Genomic DNA, 18,808 nt, shown 5'->3' on the forward strand with positions numbered 1-18,808 from the left:
GTCGGGAGATGGTCTGGGATACATGACAGAAGAGCGCCGCATGATCCGCGATGCGGCGCGTGAGTTCACGATGAAGGAAGTGCTGCCGGTGGCCAATGCGCTGGACGGCCCGGATGCGGAGATTCCAATGTCCCTGCGCGACAAGCTCGCGGAGATGGGGTACTTCGGCATCACCATTCCGGAGGCCTACGGCGGCCTTGGGCTTGGCATCTTCGAGTACTGCCTGATCTGCGAGCAGCTGTCGCGCGGCTGGATGTCGGTGGCATCGATCGTCGCACGGGCGCAGGGCGGGTGGATCATGAAGTCGATGCCGGAAGACATGCGGAAAGCGTACCTGCCCCGTGTGGTGCGCGGCGAGTTCCTCAATGCCAGCGCGCTGTCCGAGCCGGACACGGGCTCCGATCTGGCCTCGATCTCGTGCCGCGCAGTACTGGAAGGCGACGAGTGGGTTCTGACGGGCAACAAGTACTGGTGCACGTTCGCCGACGGCGCCGACTACCTGATCCTGTTCGCGCGCACCTCCGCACCCCCGGCGCCCGACAAGCGCTGGGAAGGGATCTCGTGCTTCATGATCGAGAAACCGCGTGGAAGCTTTCCGCCGGGGATGACCGGCTCTCCGATCCCGAAGATCGGGTACTTCGGCTGGAAGACCTTCGAGCTCGCGCTTGATGGCGTGCGCGTGCCAAAACGTAACCTGATGGGGCCAGAAGGCAAGGCATTCCTCATCATGGCGAAAGGTCTTGAAGGCGCGCGCGCTCACACCGCTGCGCGGGCCATCGGGCTGGCGCAAGGGGCGCTGGAAGACGCGATCGCCTATTCGCTGGAGCGTCGTCAGTTCGGCATGCCGATCGCCGAGTACCAGGCCATCCGCTTCAAGATCGCCACCATGGCCACCGAAATCGAAGCCGCGCGGCAGTTGCTCTACTTCGTCTGCAACGAGATCGACAGTGGGCGGCGCTGCGACAAGGAGGCGTCGATGGTGAAGTACTTTGCCTCCGAGATGGCCGAGCGCGTGACGTCCACCGCGCTACAGATCTTCGGTGGCGCGGGTTACACGAAGCTGTTCCCTGTGGAGCGTTACTGGCGCGATGCGCGGCTGACCAAGATCTTCGAGGGAACTTCGGAGATCCAGCAGCGGATCATTGCAAACAGCCTGCTCGGCAAATCGGAGGTGGAAGCCATGATCGCCAGCCGCGCCTATAGCGGTCAGGTCCGACACGGAAAGGAGGCAGCATGAAGCTCGCGGCGCTCACCAGTCCAGATGGTTACTTCGAACACTTCGAGCCCGGTATGTTGATCCGCCATGCCCGTGGCAAGACGGTGACGGAGATGGACAACGTCATGCTGACCAACATGGTCATGAACACGGCAGAGGGACATTTCAACGAGGACGCCATGCGGCGCGCCGGGGGCATCTTCACGCAGCGCGTGGTATTCGGCGGGATCAACCTGTCGATGGTGCTGGGCCTGGCCGCGCAGGACACCGCCGAGCACTGCCTGATGGAACTGACGCTGGACAAGATCCGCCTGTCGCATCCGGTGTTCCACGGCGACACGCTCTACGCGTTCACCGAGGTGGTCGGACGGGAGGCTGCCGATCGCGAAGACGCCGGCATCGTTCACTTTCGTCACTACGGCATCAATCAGGACGACAAGCTGTGCGTGCAGACCGAGCGAAAGGCGCTGATCAAACGCAAGAGCCACTGGGGTGAGAAATGAGTGGCGAGTCCGGCGCGACTGGAGCACTCAACGGCCTGCTTGTGCTGGACCTGACGCAGATGCTGGCTGGTCCATATTGCTCGATGATGCTGGCCGACCAGGGCGCGCGCGTCATCAAGATCGAGCCGCCGGGCGGCGACAACACCCGGCGCAATGGTCCACACCTCGACGGCGCGGTGAAAATGGAATCGGGTGGGTTTGGTGCCTACTTCGGTTCCATCAACCGCAACAAGGAATCGCTGGTGCTCGATCTGAAGCAACCGGCGGGGCGCGAGACATTGCTGCGCCTGGTGCGCAGCGCGGACGTGCTGGTCGAGAACTACCGCGCCGGCGTAATGGAGCGCTTCGGTTTGGGCTACGAGCGTCTGGCCCGGGAGAACCCAAGGCTGGTCTACGCGGCACTCCGTGGCTTCGGCGATCCGCGCAGCGGTGAGAGTGCCTATTCCGGATGGCCGGCCTATGACCCGGTGGCGCAGGCGATGGGCGGCATCATGGGTATCACAGGTCCGCAGCGTGGCGGGCCACCCACCAAGATTGGCCCGGGAGTTGGCGACATCGTGCCCGCGATGTTCCTGGCCTACGGCATCACCGCCGCATGCTGGCACGCCCAGCGCACCGGGCGTGGCCAGTTCGTCGATGTGGCGATGACCGATGCCGTGCTGGCCGTGTGCGAACGCATGGTGTTCCAGTTCAGCGTCACAGGAAAGGTACCCGGGCCGGAGGGCAATGGTCACCCATTGCTCTGTCCGTTCGGCATCTTTCCCGCCAGCGACGGCCATGTGAGCCTGGGCGTCCCAAACGATCGTTTCTGGAAGCTCCTGGTGGAGCGGATGGGTAATCCCGCATGGGCCGATGATCCCAGGTTCTCCAGCAACGAACTGCGCGTGTCGCATCGGCAGGAGGTGGAGCAGGCCGTCGGCGACTGGACGCGACTTCATACCAAGCATGCACTCGCGGACTTGCTTGGAGGGGATGTGCCGTTCGGCCCGGTCTTCGATGCCGCGGACATCTTCGACGACTCGCACTTCCGCACCCGAGAGATGTTGGTCGAGGTCGACCAGCCAGGCGCGACACGTGGGCTGACCATCGCCGGCAGTCCGGTTCGCATGAGCAAGACGCCGGGCGGCGTGCGGCGTCGCGCGCCCATGATCGGCGAGCACACCGACCGCACGCTCGCCGACCTCGGCTTCGATACCGGAGAGATCGCCACGCTGCGTGCGGGCGGCGTGGTGCAGTAGGTACGCAAGACAAAACTATTACCACTAGCAGGAGACACTCATCATGCAGGAACGAACCAAGCGGCTCCGCCGCTGCCAGCTATCCGTGCCGGGCTCGAGCGAGAAGATGATGACGAAGGCCGCCGCAATGGGCGTGGACTTCGTCTTTCTCGACCTGGAGGACGCGGTGGCGCCGAGCGAAAAGCGTCCGGCCCGGCGCAAGATCATTGATGCGCTCAATGGTCTCGACTGGGGCCGTACCACGCGTTGTGTGCGGGTCAACGACCTGACCACCGAGTACGCCTACGAGGACATCATCGAAGTTGTGGAAGGCGCCGGCCGCAATCTCGACGTGATCATGCTGCCCAAGGCGATGTCCGCCGCCGATGTGCAGTTCGTCGACAAGCTGCTGTCGATGATGGAAAAGAAACTTGGGCTGCCGCACCGTATTGGCATCGATGTGCTGATCGAAGAGGTGGAAGCGATGATGAACGTGGAGGCCATCGCAGCTTCCACGCCCCGGCTGGAATGCCTGATCTTCGGCATGGGCGACTACTCGGCCAGCCAGGGTGTGTCCATGCGCGATATCGGTGGCAGCGGCGGTTATCCCGGCGATATCTGGCACTACCAGCGCCAGCGGCTGACCATCGCCGCGCGCGCGAACAAGCTGGACGCCGTCGACGGTCCGTTTGCTGATTTCCGCAGCCCCGAAACATATCGGGAGGAAGCACGCCGGGCCATGATCCTTGGCATGGTGGGCAAGTGGGCGATCCATCCCTCACAGGTGGCGCTAGCGCAAGAGGTGTTCTCCCCGATCGCCGACGACGTCGCGCGCGCTCGCGACATGATGCGTGCCTACGAAGAGGCCCTGGCGCAGGGACTGGGCGCGGTTCAGTACGAAGGCAAGATGATCGACATCGCTTCGGTTCGCATCGTCAGGAACCTCGTGCAACGCGCGGACCTGATCGGCATGTAGCCGGCCGCATCTCCGCCCGGCCGTGGCAGATCGCCGTGGCCGACAGGAGCGCCGGTGTGTCGTCCACCTATCGCTACCGGCGCCTACCTGAAGTTGCTGACGTTTCAGGGAGACCATCCATGCACACTCCATCTCGCGCAGACAGTCGCGTGCACACACATGTCGTCGATGAGCGGCGGCGCCGGCTGCTGGGTGCCGCCGCTGCCTCGGCGGCACTGCCATGGCTATCGCCGAATCGTGCGTTCGCCGAAAACTGGCCCTCGCGCCCAATTCGCATCATCGCCGCGCAAGCGCCCGGCTCCTCAAACGACAGCACGTCGCGTGCGTTTGCGGAGTTTTTCTCATCCAGGCTGAATGTGCCGGTTGTCGTGGAGAACAAGCCCGGCGGCATCGGCATGATCGCTGCTGAAGCCGTGGCGCGATCCAAGCCAGACGGCTACACGCTGTTGTGCACCCTGCACAGTCAACTGGCGCAGGCACCTGTGCTGCTGAAGAAGCCGCCGATCGACCCATCGCGCGATCTCACGCCCGTGGCATCCATCAGCACTGGCGTGGGTGTGATGGTCGCCACGAAAGGATTGCAGGCGAACTCGTTCAAGGAGCTGATCGCGCTGGCGAAGAAGCGGCCGGTCAGCGTGGGCAACTATGGCATCGGCTCGGGATGGCAGTTGATGGTCACCCAACTGAAGAAGCTGACCGGCGCCCAACTCGACATCATCAATTACAAGGGCACCGGCGCGATGATCGGTGACCTGCTGGCTGGTCATATCGACATCGGCGCCGGATCATTGCTGGGCATGTCAGGCGGTCTGGCCGCAGGTGGCCTCAAGCCGCTGCTGATCATCTCCGGTCCGCGCTCCCCAAAGCTGCCGGGCGTGCCGACCTGGGTGGATGAAGGCATCAACGATCCGATCTTCGCGAACCTGGCGGAGTGCAACATGCTGCTCGGTCCCGCCGGGTTGCCCAAGGACGTGGTCGACCGCCTGGCGATGCTCGTGCGGCAGTCGATGACGGAATCGGAGGCGGTCAGGAACGTTCGGGAACAACTCGGCAGCCAGGATACGCCCCTGACCGGTGATGCGCTGCGGCAATTTATCGCCGCTTCCTGGCCGACCTATCAGTCCGTCACGAAGGCGGTGGGATTGAAGATGGAGTGATGTTTGGTGAGTTCCGGGGCATGCCTTCCCCTTGCGATTGACGAAAATGTAATCTCGTTGAAATCGGCCAGAAACTTCCGGTCTGATATGTTCAAGACGCGGTTTCGCCAGTTCCCCAATTGGCGCCGCAACTCCCCTTCCCCGCCCAGTGTTCGCTGGGCGGTCTTTTCATGCCGACAATGCGCGCATCTCCGCGCCAGTTCCTCCCATTGATGGCATGTCACGATCCCCGGCGAGGAAGTTTCCGTATCTTGATTCAGAAACGCCCGGTGTGAGGCGCGGGGGCGGCTGTGTAAGGTGATGCGATGCCGTGCGTCGTATTCGCGTAAAGATTAACCGGCATCGCGTCCCCACACAGGAATCCAGATGCCGCTCACCTTGTCAAAGGCTTGCCCCCGATCGCTCCAGCTCGCCCTGATGATTGTCGCTGGCGTCGCACTGTCTGGCGTTGCCTTTCCGGCAGCCGCTGGCGCGAGCGTTGCGACCTACACCGGCAACTACATCGTGCGTTGGCGCGATGGTAGTACCACGATCGATGCCGCAGGAGACACCGCACGCATACGCCGCGTCGAATCGAATACCGGGCTCGGCATCGCCGTCAAGCGCCCGATGAGCGGAACGATGCAATTGCTGGCAATCCAGGACAGCCGTGGCGAAGGCCCTGAGGCCGTTGCGAAGCGCTTGCGAAATGACCCACGCGTTGCCGATGCCGTACCGGACCGGTGGCTGCGGCTACACGACACCGTTCCTAACGATCCGGATTTCAGCTATCAGTTGCCCTACATGGGCGCACCAGCTAACTCGGCCGGTGGCGTCAACCTGCCGCGCGCATGGGATCGCTCGCGTGGCGCGAGCCGCGTCGTGGTGGCAGTCGTTGACACTGGCTACCTGCCGCATCCAGACCTTGCCGGGCGACTCGTTGCGGGATACGACTTCATCACGCCCACTGACGTATCGCAGGACGGAGACGGCCGCGATGCCGACCCGACCGATCCGGGGGACTACGTGCCGAGCGGCACCACCTGCCCGGACGGTAGCGGCGCATCCAATAGCACCTGGCACGGCACGCGCGTGGCAAGCGTCATCGGCGCAATCACCAACAATGGGCAAGGTATTGCTGGGGTCGACTGGAATGCGCGTATTCAACCAGTAAGGGTATCCGGCCGCTGTGGTGCCTTGCTTTCCGACACTATCGACGGCATGCGCTGGGCAGGCGGGCTTAGCGTGCCCAACGTGCCGCCAAATCCTACACCCGCACGCGTGGTCAACATCAGCCTTGGTGGAGGAACGTGCTCGAGCTTCGAGCAACAGGCCATCAACGATCTGAATGCCGCTGGCGTGATCGTGGTGGCGGCGGCGGGCAACTCCTCGGGCGCCGTCGAGTCCCCGGCCGATTGCACTGGCGTGATCGCGGTAACGGCACACGCCAACGACGGGGAGAACGCGAGCTATGCCAATGTCGGGCCGGAGGTGGCAATCAGCGCGCCAGGCGGAGGCTGTGGCACCTCCAGGCTCAGCGTGTCGGGCGGCGTTGCCACATGTGCGTCACCCGCCGGCATGTCGTACATCGCCACACTGAGCAACAGCGGTGCGGCTGGGCCCACAGCATATTCGGTCGTCGGCTCTCAAGGCACAAGTTTCGCCGCACCCATCGTGTCAGGGGTGGTGTCGATGATGCTGGCGCAGAATCCGGCGCTGACCCCAGCGCTAGTCACTTCGGTGCTGGAGGCAACAGCGCGTCCGCATCCCGCCAATACGTACTGCGCAACAGGCAACAATGTCGGCGATTGTGGCGCGGGGTTGCTTGATGCCGACGCGGCGCTGGCAGCGGCGCCCAAAGCTTCGGCGGCGACGTCGACAACCCAGCCACCGGCGCCCCCCACCGGCGGTGGCGGCAGCAGCAACGGGGGTGGTGGTGGCAACAGCAACGGCAATGGGGCAGGTGGCGGAGGTGGCGGAGGTGGCGGTGCATTTGCGCCGTGGAGTGCCGCCGCGCTACTGATGATTGGATTAGCGGGATTTGCGCAGCGCCGATGTGCGTGGCGCGCGGGTCGGGGCGCCACGTGAGGGCGGTCGCAGTAAGAAGATCGTCGGGCCCGCGCTCATCGGCGAACAGAGGAATGCATTCGGATTCTTCCATGGCATCAACCGGACGTGTCCGATTGATGCGCTCATTGCCAAAACGGATACTTGACGTTGCCGGCGGGTTACCCGACCCGCTGGAAGATTCGTTGAATTGACCCCAACGATCTTTTCCCGCTACGCCCATCTCGAAGATGGGCGTCTTTTTTTGCGCTTGCAGCGTGCGCCTTCTGTGAAGGATCTACTTCTTGTCGATCCCGTTACTGCACGTGGAGCATTGATTCGTCTGTGCTGGTGCTACAAAGTATCCAAGCTGTTCCGGTGTGAGCGGTTCGGCAGCAACTCTTCCCTGTTCGGAGAGAATGTCGATGGCATCCAGAATCATGATGGTTCGCACATTAAGTGCCCTGGCCAGCTGACAAGCAGCGAAGCGTTGGCCCGGACGCCGGTTCAGATACAGGAAAACCCTCTCGTACAGGCTGCGTTGATGGGTTCTCGTGGTCATTCCGTGCTCCTGAGGCAGCTCATATGAGGGAACGCATTCGGTGAATGGAGCCTTGCATTGTAGGAATGAGTACTGACGGTGAATTCAGGAGTATTCACAATGTGCTGACGTACTTGTCCTAATTGCAACCATGCTGCGCTGAACCCAACAAGCTCGGTTCGGAAAGGGCGATCTGGCGAAAACAAATAATGCAGCGACGTTCGCGTGGACCCCGATCACCATACCTTGAACTTCAGTTGCAGCGACAGGGAGCCGACGTTCTTGTCTCCCAATGGCGGCACGAGAACAAGGTTGAACCCGAACCTGCCATAGGCGTAGCTGAGTGTCGGCAGAATCATCGGAACCCAGCTACCGTGGTTGAGTTTGGGGTATCCACGTATCACACCCAAGGCAGCGCCGAGCTGAGTAGGGCCGAGGGTGATCGGTTGCCAGCTGACGCCGCCATAGGTGGATTGCTTCCGCACGCTGTTCACGTATGTCCCGGCGATAATCCCGGTGTCTTCGTTGAAGCGCCACTCTGCCCCGAATCCGAGATTCAGTGGATTGCGTTCCTCAATTTTGGTGAAATGCAGCGAGATGAATCCCGGATTGATCCAGAATTGCTTTTGGAAACTGCGACTTGCTTTATCCGCATCCAAATCCGTGGTCGCTGCGTTCGTGCTTACTTCTGCGGTCAGTTCCGCGTTCTGCTCTGTGCTGGTCTCGGCCGCCGATACCGCTGTTGCCGCGCATCCAGTAGCAAGCGTGACGAATACGGGAAGTATGAAAGCGACGAGGGAAATACGGGCGCACGATACCCGCTCGACCTGAGACGACAGGTTAAGCATGATGGCTATTCCGATAGTGAATTGCGAGAAATCCGGGCATCACGTCGACTCGCCTGGCATCCATGGCGTGTCGCGTTAGTTGCCCTTCATGTAGTCATGCAGACTGATTGGAAATCTATGGCGGTTCGCGCATGAAATGCCCCCGGCGTGGTAGCGGTCGTTCTGATCCGAACCATGCGGATAAGCATTAATGACTCGGAATATTCCGAATTCTAGATCTGAAATTTCCGAATAGAGATCTAGCTATCACAATTTGTCACAAGCCAGCTAATCGTATTGGTGCGTGACGATCGGCTGACGGATCATCGCGAGAGTGCGATGGCGAGCACCACTGCTTGCGGTAGATACAACTCCACCGGGAAGTCGGCAAATCAGAGAGGGGAATGACGCGCGAGGTGTCGAATGGTGCAATCGGCTGTACGAGGGATGACTCAGCCGTGGATCCGGCATGCGCCTGCTCAGGAGAGCAGGCGCACCAGATAGGTCCGTGAAGGTGAGCAGGGACCGGTCCAATCAGAGGCGAGAGGAAAGCTCGACTCTTACGTCATGATCGCTGATTTTCCTGGTTTCTGGCGTACGCTGCTTCAGATTGGCTTCAGTGAAAATTCTTGGATAGCCTGGCCAGCATCGGTGCGCTTGCCTCGTCCATGTCATCGCACGGAAGTATGCCTGCTGACAACTGTGCGTCAGCGTCTGGTCTCGGCATGACGAGAGCGTCTGGCCTACTTCCAAAAAAAAAGCCGCTCCGGGAGGAAGCGGCCATACGGGGAAGTGCGAATACTGGGGTCAAAGCAGTATCAACACGAGGGATAACCAACGGACAACATCCCTTGTCCTCCATTTTTCATGCGGAGACGGAATTGAGGTCAAGGAAATTTCATTTTTTTTGCGAGGGATTTCTGATTGCTTGTGGACGAGTTCATGCGAGAACGCCAAAGCCAGCGTCATGAGTTTGTGTGGCGATGGCGTCTTGAAGTTGCAATTGCCCAGAGGAGGTGATGCTCAGTCCGTTGCTAACGCCATCGCATGCCGGCTGCGCTGGTTCATGCAGCTTTGGCATCAGTCTTATTGGGCCTCTCCCGCTGGAAAACCTGACAGCGCCTTATCCAGGGCTACGAGTCGTAATCCGAGAATGGTTTTCGCGGCAAGGGATTCTGCGGCAACGGTTCGGCGCCCGTGACCAGCCTGCTCGCGATCGCCCCGAAGCGTTGTATTCCGTGGATCGAGGCTCGCAGCAGGCGACCGGTCATTTCGACGAGAGCCCTTGCGGCGCAGCGAATGCCGCGCATCCCTTGATTGGGCACGGTCTTTCCTCCGGTGTAGAAGGACGCGTTGACTTGGGACTGGTGAATGACATAGTGCTTCCAGCGGATCCAGTCCAGCCGGTTCGCCGGTTGGGCGAACGTCCAAAATTCGTCGAGCGTTCCTTGCCAGGTCATGCGGGTGTGCCCGTAGAAGGAACGGCCGAGAGTCATGACGGGGACGCCGTGGTGCAGAGCTTGTACTCCCATGGTCGAATTAACTGTGACCACCCCGCTGCTACGTCGCAACAGAGACGGCAAACGCGGATCATGGACATATACGACCCTGTCAGCCACTGCGAACCGATCGCTGATAGCAGCAATCGCTGCTGCATAGTCACGATGCCCCCTATCCATGGGGTGATGCTTAATGACCAGCAGCGAGTCCGACGGAGCGAATCTCGAGAACGAGAAGACGGTCCATTCGATAACGTCCTCCATTCGACGCCACGGACTGCGACTGCGGATCTGGCTATCGTTATAAACCTGCAGAGCCAGCAGATAGAACCGCGGATGCCCAGGCATAAGCAGCCGCGCCACCTGGCGTCTTTCGCGGAGTCGGTACCAGGGCTTGCGGTAAGCCGCCCGGATCCAGCAAACCAGTTCTCGCAGCCGGAACGGCTTATGGTGCCGGTAGGCTGGGTAGCGTCCCGCCGCGGCCCATCCCGCCGCGAAGTAGCGCAAGGCATGTCGCGCCATCTTCCAATAGGCACCGGGATACTGACGTAGCCCCTCTGGCGCCGGAAGCAGCGGTACCGTGTCCAGAGGGATACGGGCCAGCGGGGAATCGGCGTTAACCCCTCCGAGTTCCAGAGTGATGAAGTCAGGGCGAAGGTAGCCTTCTTCGAAGGCCCAGAAGTCGAGCCCGAGTTCCTGAGCGATCCCGGCAGCGATCCTGTGATGACGCCGTGAACTTCCGAAAACGACGATGGCCTCCACGCGCGTCCGAATCAGCAGTTTCCGCAACCAGTCGCTCCAGGCCACCATCGGCTGCGTAAAGTGGAGCAGCCGTTCACCGTAGTAGTAGAGGTCATCCCCGCCGTTGAGGTTAACCTTCCAGACTTCAGTCCCCTGCTGAGTCAGGTCTTCTCGCAGCTGAGCAAAGAACGGCCCGACAGGCCCTTGCAGAAGCAGGACTCTGGCATAGACGCCAAGCCGACCGACAACACCGTCAGCCGCGTATGCATGACCTTTCATCGAAATCAGACGTACCTGCCATGCTGCAGGACGGAGCGGGCCAGATGGCCAGCCTTGCGCCCCTGCCTGACGAGCCAGGACTCGCTTGTCGCACCGAGCCTTGCACGCTTGCGCCTCGCAAGCCAGTCGACGACGTCCTCCACCGAGCAGAATCCCTCCACACCCGGCAAGCGGTAGCGCGGATACAGGCACAGCGCGACAAACACCAGCGCGTCCAACGTCAGACGCCGCTGTCTGCGCGGCAAAGGAAAGTGATCCGTGGTCAAGCCCCAGCCGGCGTAGAACGGCGCGCCATAGCAATGCACGGCCTTCCCTCGCAATAGGGCCTCAAAGCCGGACAGTGACGTCATGACATGTACCTCGTCGGCCAGGACCAAGCAGGCGCCGAGACTAGCCTCAGTGATGATCTGATCAGCCAGTATCTCGGAGGCCGGCTTTAGCGAGCCAATGCGGTTCCCAGCCTCGACGTCAGGATGACTCTTGTAAATCACCCATGCATCCGGATTTGCACGGCGTGTCGCGGCGAGTAAGGCATCGTTGCCCTTCACCAGAGTCGAGCCATTACGGACAGAGGCATCGTCCTCGACTTGCCCGATCACCAGGATGATTCGTTTTCCCAACGCTTGTGCGGGCAGGACTGGAATAGTCGAATGCCCAAGGTTGTATTTGTCGATGCCATTGCGGACAAGCGTTTCGCGTAGCCGTCGGCCACGCCCGGCATCGTCCGGATTCACTGTGCGCGTAGAGAGCAGTTGTTCCAGCTTGCTGGCCGACTTTGGGTCGTAGTGAACGCCATCTGGATCGACGGCAAGCGAAAGTGGGGCATGGAGGTCAGAGCCAAGCCCTGCAGAACGCACGAACCCGTCCTCCATCTGCAGAACGGTCAGTCCACGAGCCCGCGCGCGGGCTATCAAGCCAGCATGACGATCGCCCCAGATGGCGATTGTCGTATCCTGAGGCAGCCGGTTCAGCTTGTCCGGACTGAGGTGGCGCAGGCTCCTGATCGTGCTCGCTGAGAGGAAGGGCATGACTGTGGCCCGCTTCCAAAGCGACATGCCGACGCAGTATGTAGGCGCCTTTCCTTCCTGCCCGATTGCCTTGTTGCGGGCCAGCCAATCGATGACATCGAAGATCGATGCGGACTGCCCCGTGACTGGATGAATGTAGCGCGTATATTGGATGTAGGCGGCGACGAATAGGTCAACTACGTTTCGTTGCCTCCCACGCCGCAGTGCGAGGCGAGCCGCTTCCGGATGTACGTCATGAGTGAGGCCCCAGCCCGCATACCAGGGCAGACCAAAGCAGGTCACCGGCTTACCGAGCATCAATGCTTCGAATCCCATTTGGGAAGTTGCCACGTAGACGTGATCCATCTGCGCGAGCAGCGAGAGAGGGCAGCATTCCTGCGCCAGCAAGCGGACGCGGCTATCCAACTGCCATCGCTCGTAATGCCCGCGCCGCCTGCCGGAGAGAACGTCCGGATGGGTCTTGATCCATATCTCGGCATCCGGATGCTCGGCAAGCGCGGCCGCGATCATCCGCGCAAATGTGTCCGCGCTTGCACCACCACGTAACAAAGACAGATCGCCTTCCGTCTGGTCCACGACCAGCACACGAGGCTTGCCCGGCGTGCTCGCGGGAAGGTGCAGCTCGCCCATGTGGTTGTACTTGGTAAGCCTGTGCTGCAGCACCAACTGCATCGCCCGGGCACCGGCATCCCGCTCGGCCGCCGACGCGTCTCCCTGCGCGATGTACTGCTCCAGGCGGGATGGACGGCGAGCATCGTAGTAAATGCCCAGATCATCTACCACCAGCGAGAGAAGACCCTGTCTGCTCCGTCCCGGATGAATGGAACGCAGAAAGCCGTCCTCCACAGACAGGAATGGCAAGTGCCGCCGCGCGGCCCACGCGCGGGCCTTGATGCTGGATGGTTTATCGCCCCAGCCGAGCACGGCATCGACATGTTGCCGGGGGCGAAAGGCGACGCCCTCGTGAAAAAACCTGCGAAGCCCGGGCGTGCGCCACAGGCCCGGAGTGACCACCGCGAATACCATGCGAATCCTGAGCGAAACCTGGAATCAAACCGTCATCGATATGCTGATCTCTAGTGCACGCCGGGTGCCTCTTCCGCGTTATGCATTTGGAAGATGCCGATGACCCGACCATCAATGTCCTGCACAACCAATGCGCCAATCTTCTCCTGGCGCAACAGCGCCTCCGCGTCACCAACGCGCGCATCCGGCGAGATTGCCTTTGGCCTTGTCGACATCAAGTCTTCCGCGAGGATGGAGCGATAGTCATGTACGGTGTCGAATCCGCGGCGGATATCGCCGTCGGTAATGATGCCGAGCAAGCGGTCTCCCTGCATGACCAAGGCCAGCCCCATGCGACCCCGATTGACGACATGGACCACGTCCTTGAAGCACGTCTGTGCGGTGCATACGGGCAGCGCACCCTTATGCATGACGTCCGCCACTCGCATAAGCAGGCTCCGTCCGAGGCTGCCGCCAGGGTGAAACCGCGCGAAGTCCTCCGGCTGAAATCCGCGTTTGGAGGCCAGCACGACAGCCAGCGCGTCTCCCATAACCAGCGCGGCCGTAGTGGAACTGGTTGGCGCCAGGTTGTTGTTGCATGCTTCACGCTCGACGCTAATGTCGAGAATCGTATCTGCCGACTTCCCCAGCGTCGAGGCAGGCTTACCGGTCATGGCGATGACGTAGTTGTTCTGATGTTTGAGGAACGGCAGCAAGCGCACCAATTCCTCCGTCTCGCCGCTGTTGGAGATCATCAGCACGACGTCAGTCGGGCGAATCATGCCTAGGTCCCCGTGAAAGGCCTCTCCAGCGTGTACGGAGAAAGCCGGGGTGCCCGTCGACGCCATGGTGGCCGCAATCTTCCGGCCAATCAGGCCGGACTTCCCCATGCCGACAACGACCAATCTGCCTTTCATGTTGAGGATGCACTTCACGGTGCGCCCAAAATCCTCGCTCACGCGTGCGTTCATCGCCTCCAGCGCGCGGATTTCCGTGGCTACCACTTGCTTTGCAAGGGAAATTGACTCTGGCATGTTCCGTTTGTCCTTTTGTCTGTAAGTCTTCAGCTGCCGTCAAACAGCGGGAGCAAGAATGGCCCGGACACGCTCCAGGCAAGCGGGGGTATCGACACCAGTCCCGGTGGGTGGCACCACCTGCATCCGTATGCGGAAACCTGCCGCAAGCAGCCTCAACTGCTCCAGGCGCTCTGCCTGTTCCGCCATCGGCTGGGGCATGCTTCCGTAGACCTCGAGCACCCTTTTCCGAAACGCGTAGACACCCGAATGCTTGTAGTAGCGTGCAGACGCGCCATCGCGAGGGAAGGGGATCAATGAGCGACTGAAGTACAGGGCATCACCTTCGTTCGACATCACCACCTTCACGGCATTCTCGTCGCGGGCTTCCTCCAGCGAGAACTCATGGCAAAGCGTGCCCACGTCGGAAGTCGGATCGGCGAGCATCAGGTTTGCCAGCAACTCGATGTCAGCAGGACGTACCAGCGGCTCGTCACCCTGCAAGTTGATGTAGAGGTCGGCGTGCACCATGCGCATGACTTCGCAAAGGCGGTCTGTTCCAGACTGGTGCCCGGCGGCCGTCATCAGACAGCTCCCACCGAATGCCAGCACCGCCGACTCGATGCGCGCGTCATCCGTGGCAACCACCACGGCACCTACGCCGCGCACCGAACGGGCACGCTCGTAGACGTGCTGAATCATCGGCTTGCCGGCAATGTCCAACAGCGGCTTGCCAGGCAAGCGCGTCGAGCCGTAGCGCGCGGGAATGATGATGACAACGCTCTCGCCATCCTGCCGTGTCATCAGGCGAGCTCCATTGCCGGCAGCGATTTCACAACATCGTCGAGCATCTTCACCTGGGTGAGGAAAGGCTCCAGTTGGCTCAGTGGCAGTGCACTCGGACCATCGCATAGCGCTCGATCCGGGTCGGGATGCGCTTCCAGAAAGAGACCGGCAATGCCGACGGCAACGCCGGCACGGGCGAGTTCCACCACCTGAGTCCGACGCCCGCCAGAAGCCGCATTGCCGGCGTCTCGTTGCTGCAGACTGTGTGTCACGTCAAAGACAATTGGGAGATCTCCTGTCGCCCGGCGCATGACGCTGAAGCCAAGCATATCGACCACGAGGTTGTCGTAGCCGAAACACGTACCGCGGTCACAGAGCAGAAGGTTATCGTTGCCAGCCTCGCGGAATTTTTCGACGATGTGCTGAATCTGCGTCGGGCTCATGAACTGCGGCTTCTTGATATTGATGGGCCGGCCAGTGCGAGCTAGCGATACAACGAGGTCCGTCTGCCTTGCCAGGAAGGCGGGAAGCTGCAGCACGTCAGCCACCTCTGCGACCGGGGCAGCTTGCCATGGCTCATGGACATCTGTAAGCACGGGCACATCGAACGCGGCCTTTACGTCCTGGAGAATGCGCAGCCCTTCTTCCAGTCCAGGCCCACGATAGGAATGAATCGATGAGCGGTTCGCCTTATCGAAGCTGGCCTTGAAGATGTAAGGAATCCCCAGGCGGGAGGTGACGTCCACGTAGGCGGCGCAGGCTTGCATTGCCAAGTCGCGGGATTCCAGCACATTGATGCCGCCAAAGAGAACAAGAGGTGCGCCGTTACGCACGGAGAGGTTTTTTATCGTAGCCATCAGCAGTTTGTTGCACAGCCACGAGCCGTCAACCGTAGGGGCTGTGGTCGGCTTGTCCAGATGAATGAATTGAATCGACTCGTCGTGGTTGGCTGTCTTGGAATACAAGGTTGACGGTATTCTAGGAAGTGCAGGTTCTTCAGATTCCCCGAAACTTCCTAATCCCCCGCGCGCCAACTCTGAATCCACCCTGTCCACAGTCGGACCCCGTTGGGGTGCGCACGGACTGCCTGACCCCACTGCAGTGATTAGGAGTCTTCCTCATGATCTTCGGATACTTCTCACTGCGTGCTGCGCGTCGGAACGCTAATGTTCCAATCAATGTCCGATCGCTTCTCGGCTTCCAACCACAGGGAAGCGCTTGAGTTTCCGCGATCCGGGCGCGTAGAGAGTGCCCGGCAGGGTTCTTCTCGATCAACAACTTCAGATACCGCTGTCGTCCTCGGAATTGCCTGTCCCGTGCAGGTGTCGGTCTGGCAGGTGGGCTGTACGAACTTCACCACGCAAGACCATGGCTGTTCTGTTTTTCTTCTCGTGTCCCCTGCGACGGGCGGTCTTCATTTCTCCGCGAGGTCGGTGATGACGCTGACCATCCCCGCACCGCTGCGTGTCACGCTCACAGTCTGGCGCGCGCTTTTCTTGCGCGAAGCCGTGACGCGTGTATCGCTTGAGCGGGCGGGCTCGCTCTGGATCTTGCTGGAATCCGCCGAGCACATCGCCTTTCTGATGATCCTGCACGGCATCCTGCAGCATCGCCTGATCCCCGGCGCTAACCCGCCGCTTTTCATCGGACTCGGCATTCTTCCGTACTACATGTTCCGTCGTATCGCTCTGCGCGGTATCGACGCCGTGACATCGAATCGGGCCCTTTTTCACTACAGGCAGGTGAAGGCGTTCGATGTGGTGCTGGTGCGGTCCTTGCTCGAGGCCTTTGTGTACTTCATCGTCAGCGGCGTATTAATCCTGGCGTGCTGGCTCTATGGCATGGACGTGGAGCCGACAAGCCCGCTGCTGGTCATGCTTGGCTTCTTCCTGCTATGGGCTTTCTCAACCGGAATCTCGCTCATTCTTTCCGCAGGTAGCACGATCGTTCCAGAGATCGGGCAGATCGCGAAGATCGTCTCAATGTGGCTGTTCTACATCTCTGGCGTGATGTACCCCATCTTCATCGTGCCCGAGCCGTACAGAAGCTGGCTCCTCTACAACCCCATCGTCCATGCGCTTGAAATCATGCGGATTGGATACTTCCCGGCGTACCACGCTTATGAGGGAATCAGCATTTCCTATCTAAGCCTGATCTCGGCTGCGTTGGTGACTTTTGGCCTGCTGTTGCACGTTCGCTTTCGGCGGGAACTGGAGTCGCGATGATCGAGCTACGACAGGTCTGGAAGCGCTACAGCGGACATCACAGTCGCAACTGGGTGCTTCGGGATATCAACCTCTGTATCCGCCAAGGCGATCGCGTCGGCCTGATTGGCCGCAACGGCGCTGGCAAGTCAACCCTCCTTAACCTGATCGGGGGGATGGATCATCCGAGCCGCGGCAAGATTCGCCGCGACGGCAAGCTTTCATGGACCCTTGGCCTGAGCGGAGGCTTCCAGGGTGCGCTCTCCGGAGAGCAGAACGCTCGCTTCGTGTTCCGCATCCACGGCGTGCCGGACCAGGAGATCGCCGAGCGCACGAACTTCGTGCATGTCTTCTCCGAGTTGGGCGACTACTTCTTCGCGCCAATGAAAACCTACTCGTCCGGGATGCGCTCGCGGCTTGCCTTCGCTCTTTCACTGGCTTTCCGATTCGACACCTACCTCGTCGACGAGCTCATCGCCGTTGGCGATGAGAAATTCAAGAAAAAGTCGAAGAAGGCATTCGAGGATCTCATAGCCTCCGCGGGGCTGATCATGGTCAGCCACGACGAGGGAACGCTGAAGAATTTTTGTGAGAAGGGAATCCTCATGAGCAACGGCGCCGCCTATTGGTTCGACGACATTGCAGACGCCCTCTCCGAGTACAAGAAAAGTATAAACGCATGAAAACGTTGTCCGGCGTTGCCAGCGCGGCCCGCCGCTCCCCTCTTTTAGCCGCCTTCGTATTGTTCAGTCTGATCTCTGGACTGTACTGGGGCGTGATCGCATCGGACCGCTATGTCTCTGAGGCCCACATCTACCTGCAGAAGACCAACGCCATGCAGCAAAGCTCGGCCGATCTGATATCGCTCCTGGCTGGCTCCGGTGGCAATCGCGATCTGCTCCTGCTGCGTGACCACCTGCTTTCCATCGATATGATGAAGCTGTTGGACAAGGACTTGCATCTGCGCGAACACTTCAGCGACAGGCGCCGCGATTTGCTCTCGCGGCTATGGTCCATGGACGCGCCAGACGAACGATTTCAGCGCTACTACCTTTCCCGCATCGACGTCACCTACGACGACTATGCACAAGTGCTGACGATCACCGCACAGGCCTATAGCCCGGAAATGGCGCGTGCGATCGCGCAGAAGATGGTGACCGAGGGCGAGAAGTATATGAATGCGCTCGATCACAAGACCGCGCATGACCAGGTCTCTTACATCGAGCAGCAAGTCTCGGCGTTGGGTGTCCGCATGGTCGCGGCGCGCAAGGCCGTTCTGGCCTATCAGGATGCGCATGGCCTGGTGTCGCCCGGCAATGCCGTGGAAAGCGTCTCGGCCATCGCGAGTCGACTGGACGCCGAACTCTCTGACCTGATGACCAAGCGCGCAGCGTTGGCTGGCTACCTGACTCCCGCTGCGCCGGACATCGTGCAACTCGACAGCCAGATTGCCGCGGTGAAATCCCAACTACAAGCCGAACGCCAGCGCATGGCCGCCAAGCGCGGTGGTGGGCTTAACGCTGTGGCAGAAGAGCAGGGCCGCCTGGAGGCCGAGGCTGCGTTGGCCGACGATATGTACAAGACGGCGTTAGTGGCACTTGAGACAGCGCGCGTGGAGTCGACCCGCAAGATCAAATCCGTTGCAGTCCTGCAATCGGCCAACCTCCCGGTCTATCCCCTCGAGCCGCGGCGCATCTACAACATCCTTCTCTCTCTGCTGGCCGCCGCAATGCTAACAGGCGTCCTGCACCTGCTTGTCGCCATCATTCGCGACCATCGCGATTGACTGAC

The 18,808-nt window shown here is 60.7% G+C and carries 16 protein-coding genes; 9 read left to right on the top strand and 7 right to left on the bottom strand.

Annotated features, from left to right (window positions below; genetic code table 11):
• Positions 1-22 precede the first annotated feature (22 nt).
• From B2246_RS13630 to mprA, 6 genes are all read left to right on the top strand, one after another.
• A complete protein-coding gene (locus B2246_RS13630; RefSeq protein WP_234707005.1) occupies positions 23-1,237 on the top strand; it encodes an acyl-CoA dehydrogenase family protein in 1,215 nt (404 codons plus the stop codon).
• A complete protein-coding gene (locus tag B2246_RS13635) occupies positions 1,234-1,719 on the top strand; it encodes a MaoC family dehydratase (protein ID WP_286882389.1) in 486 nt (161 codons plus the stop codon). The genes B2246_RS13630 and B2246_RS13635 overlap by 4 nt, the downstream gene beginning before the upstream one ends.
• On the top strand, positions 1,716-2,957 hold the full coding sequence (locus tag B2246_RS13640) for a CaiB/BaiF CoA transferase family protein (protein WP_286882388.1): 1,242 nt from the start codon (positions 1,716-1,718) through the stop codon (positions 2,955-2,957). The genes B2246_RS13635 and B2246_RS13640 overlap by 4 nt, the downstream gene beginning before the upstream one ends.
• A 43-nt stretch (positions 2,958-3,000) precedes the next feature.
• Positions 3,001-3,912: an HpcH/HpaI aldolase/citrate lyase family protein gene (locus B2246_RS13645; RefSeq protein ID WP_186425747.1), complete on the top strand. Its 912-nt coding sequence runs from the start codon at positions 3,001-3,003 to the stop codon at positions 3,910-3,912.
• A gap of 119 nt (positions 3,913-4,031) precedes the next feature.
• A complete protein-coding gene (locus tag B2246_RS13650; RefSeq protein WP_035882871.1) occupies positions 4,032-5,069 on the top strand; it encodes a Bug family tripartite tricarboxylate transporter substrate binding protein in 1,038 nt (345 codons plus the stop codon).
• A 366-nt stretch (positions 5,070-5,435) separates the two neighbouring features.
• Positions 5,436-7,136 (top strand): MprA protease, GlyGly-CTERM protein-sorting domain-containing form, encoded by a 1,701-nt coding sequence (gene mprA, locus B2246_RS13655; protein ID WP_286882387.1) that lies wholly within the window; start codon positions 5,436-5,438, stop codon positions 7,134-7,136.
• Between the two features lie 256 nt (positions 7,137-7,392).
• On the opposite strand, the gene B2246_RS13660 is transcribed toward mprA, so the two are convergent.
• The 7 genes from B2246_RS13660 to kdsA all read right to left on the bottom strand — a co-directional run bounded on the left by B2246_RS13660 (position 7,393) and on the right by kdsA (position 15,670).
• Positions 7,393-7,656, bottom strand: coding sequence for a hypothetical protein (locus B2246_RS13660; protein WP_035882868.1), 264 nt, complete (start codon positions 7,654-7,656; stop codon positions 7,393-7,395).
• Positions 7,657-7,871: 215 nt separating this feature from the next.
• Entirely contained in the window at positions 7,872-8,483 is a 612-nt protein-coding gene (locus B2246_RS13665; RefSeq protein ID WP_051705398.1) for a hypothetical protein, read from the bottom strand.
• Positions 8,484-9,595: 1,112 nt separating this feature from the next.
• On the bottom strand, positions 9,596-10,981 hold the full coding sequence (locus B2246_RS13670) for a capsule biosynthesis protein (protein WP_186424690.1): 1,386 nt from the start codon (positions 10,979-10,981) through the stop codon (positions 9,596-9,598).
• 5 nt (positions 10,982-10,986) lie between these two features.
• Complete coding sequence (locus B2246_RS13675) at positions 10,987-13,035, bottom strand: capsular polysaccharide biosynthesis protein (RefSeq protein WP_286882386.1); 2,049 nt, start codon at positions 13,033-13,035, stop codon at positions 10,987-10,989.
• Positions 13,036-13,085: 50 nt separating this feature from the next.
• Positions 13,086-14,048, bottom strand: a complete 963-nt coding sequence (locus B2246_RS13680) for a KpsF/GutQ family sugar-phosphate isomerase (RefSeq protein WP_286882385.1) — start codon at positions 14,046-14,048, stop codon at positions 13,086-13,088.
• A 39-nt stretch (positions 14,049-14,087) separates the two neighbouring features.
• Positions 14,088-14,831, bottom strand: a complete 744-nt coding sequence (kdsB, locus tag B2246_RS13685) for a 3-deoxy-manno-octulosonate cytidylyltransferase (protein WP_035882860.1) — start codon at positions 14,829-14,831, stop codon at positions 14,088-14,090.
• Positions 14,831-15,670 (bottom strand): 3-deoxy-8-phosphooctulonate synthase, encoded by an 840-nt coding sequence (gene kdsA / locus B2246_RS13690; protein WP_286882468.1) that lies wholly within the window; start codon positions 15,668-15,670, stop codon positions 14,831-14,833. The genes kdsB and kdsA overlap by 1 nt, the downstream gene beginning before the upstream one ends.
• Positions 15,671-16,249: 579 nt before the next feature.
• Between kdsA and B2246_RS13695 the strand changes: the two genes are divergently transcribed.
• From B2246_RS13695 to B2246_RS13705, 3 genes are read left to right on the top strand one after another with little or no spacing between them, the layout of a single operon-like run.
• Positions 16,250-17,038 carry an ABC transporter permease gene (locus B2246_RS13695; protein ID WP_051705396.1) on the top strand — a complete coding sequence of 263 codons (789 nt, stop codon included), beginning with the start codon at positions 16,250-16,252 and terminating at the stop codon, positions 17,036-17,038.
• Positions 17,035-17,700, top strand: a complete 666-nt coding sequence (locus B2246_RS13700; protein WP_035882857.1) for an ABC transporter ATP-binding protein — start codon at positions 17,035-17,037, stop codon at positions 17,698-17,700. The genes B2246_RS13695 and B2246_RS13700 overlap by 4 nt, the downstream gene beginning before the upstream one ends.
• On the top strand, positions 17,697-18,803 hold the full coding sequence (locus B2246_RS13705) for a chain-length determining protein (RefSeq protein WP_286882384.1): 1,107 nt from the start codon (positions 17,697-17,699) through the stop codon (positions 18,801-18,803). Before B2246_RS13700 ends, B2246_RS13705 begins: the two co-directional genes overlap by 4 nt.
• The last annotated feature ends 5 nt before the right edge of the window (positions 18,804-18,808 follow it).

This window comes from Cupriavidus sp. UBA2010 (genome assembly GCF_002335265.1).
Taxonomy (GTDB): domain Bacteria; phylum Pseudomonadota; class Gammaproteobacteria; order Burkholderiales; family Burkholderiaceae; genus Cupriavidus; species Cupriavidus metallidurans.

Excerpts from the sequence above, each read along its gene's own strand:
- B2246_RS13665 (WP_051705398.1), bottom strand. The coding sequence starts at position 8,483 with ATGCTTAACCTGTCGTCTCAGGTCGAGCGGGTATCGTGCGCCCGTATT.
- B2246_RS13640 (WP_286882388.1), top strand. The coding sequence starts at position 1,716 with ATGAGTGGCGAGTCCGGCGCGACTGGAGCACTCAACGGCCTGCTTGTG.
- B2246_RS13695 (WP_051705396.1), top strand. The coding sequence starts at position 16,250 with ATGACGCTGACCATCCCCGCACCGCTGCGTGTCACGCTCACAGTCTGG.
- B2246_RS13680 (WP_286882385.1), bottom strand. The coding sequence starts at position 14,048 with ATGCCAGAGTCAATTTCCCTTGCAAAGCAAGTGGTAGCCACGGAAATC.
- B2246_RS13660 (WP_035882868.1), bottom strand. The coding sequence starts at position 7,656 with ATGACCACGAGAACCCATCAACGCAGCCTGTACGAGAGGGTTTTCCTG.
- B2246_RS13645 (WP_186425747.1), top strand. The coding sequence starts at position 3,001 with ATGCAGGAACGAACCAAGCGGCTCCGCCGCTGCCAGCTATCCGTGCCG.
- B2246_RS13630 (WP_234707005.1), top strand. The coding sequence starts at position 23 with ATGACAGAAGAGCGCCGCATGATCCGCGATGCGGCGCGTGAGTTCACG.
- B2246_RS13650 (WP_035882871.1), top strand. The coding sequence starts at position 4,032 with ATGCACACTCCATCTCGCGCAGACAGTCGCGTGCACACACATGTCGTC.
- B2246_RS13700 (WP_035882857.1), top strand. The coding sequence starts at position 17,035 with ATGATCGAGCTACGACAGGTCTGGAAGCGCTACAGCGGACATCACAGT.
- kdsA (WP_286882468.1), bottom strand. The coding sequence starts at position 15,670 with ATGGCTACGATAAAAAACCTCTCCGTGCGTAACGGCGCACCTCTTGTT.
- B2246_RS13705 (WP_286882384.1), top strand. The coding sequence starts at position 17,697 with ATGAAAACGTTGTCCGGCGTTGCCAGCGCGGCCCGCCGCTCCCCTCTT.
- B2246_RS13675 (WP_286882386.1), bottom strand. The coding sequence starts at position 13,035 with ATGGTATTCGCGGTGGTCACTCCGGGCCTGTGGCGCACGCCCGGGCTT.
- B2246_RS13635 (WP_286882389.1), top strand. The coding sequence starts at position 1,234 with ATGAAGCTCGCGGCGCTCACCAGTCCAGATGGTTACTTCGAACACTTC.
- B2246_RS13670 (WP_186424690.1), bottom strand. The coding sequence starts at position 10,981 with ATGAAAGGTCATGCATACGCGGCTGACGGTGTTGTCGGTCGGCTTGGC.
- kdsB (WP_035882860.1), bottom strand. The coding sequence starts at position 14,831 with ATGACACGGCAGGATGGCGAGAGCGTTGTCATCATCATTCCCGCGCGC.
- mprA (WP_286882387.1), top strand. The coding sequence starts at position 5,436 with ATGCCGCTCACCTTGTCAAAGGCTTGCCCCCGATCGCTCCAGCTCGCC.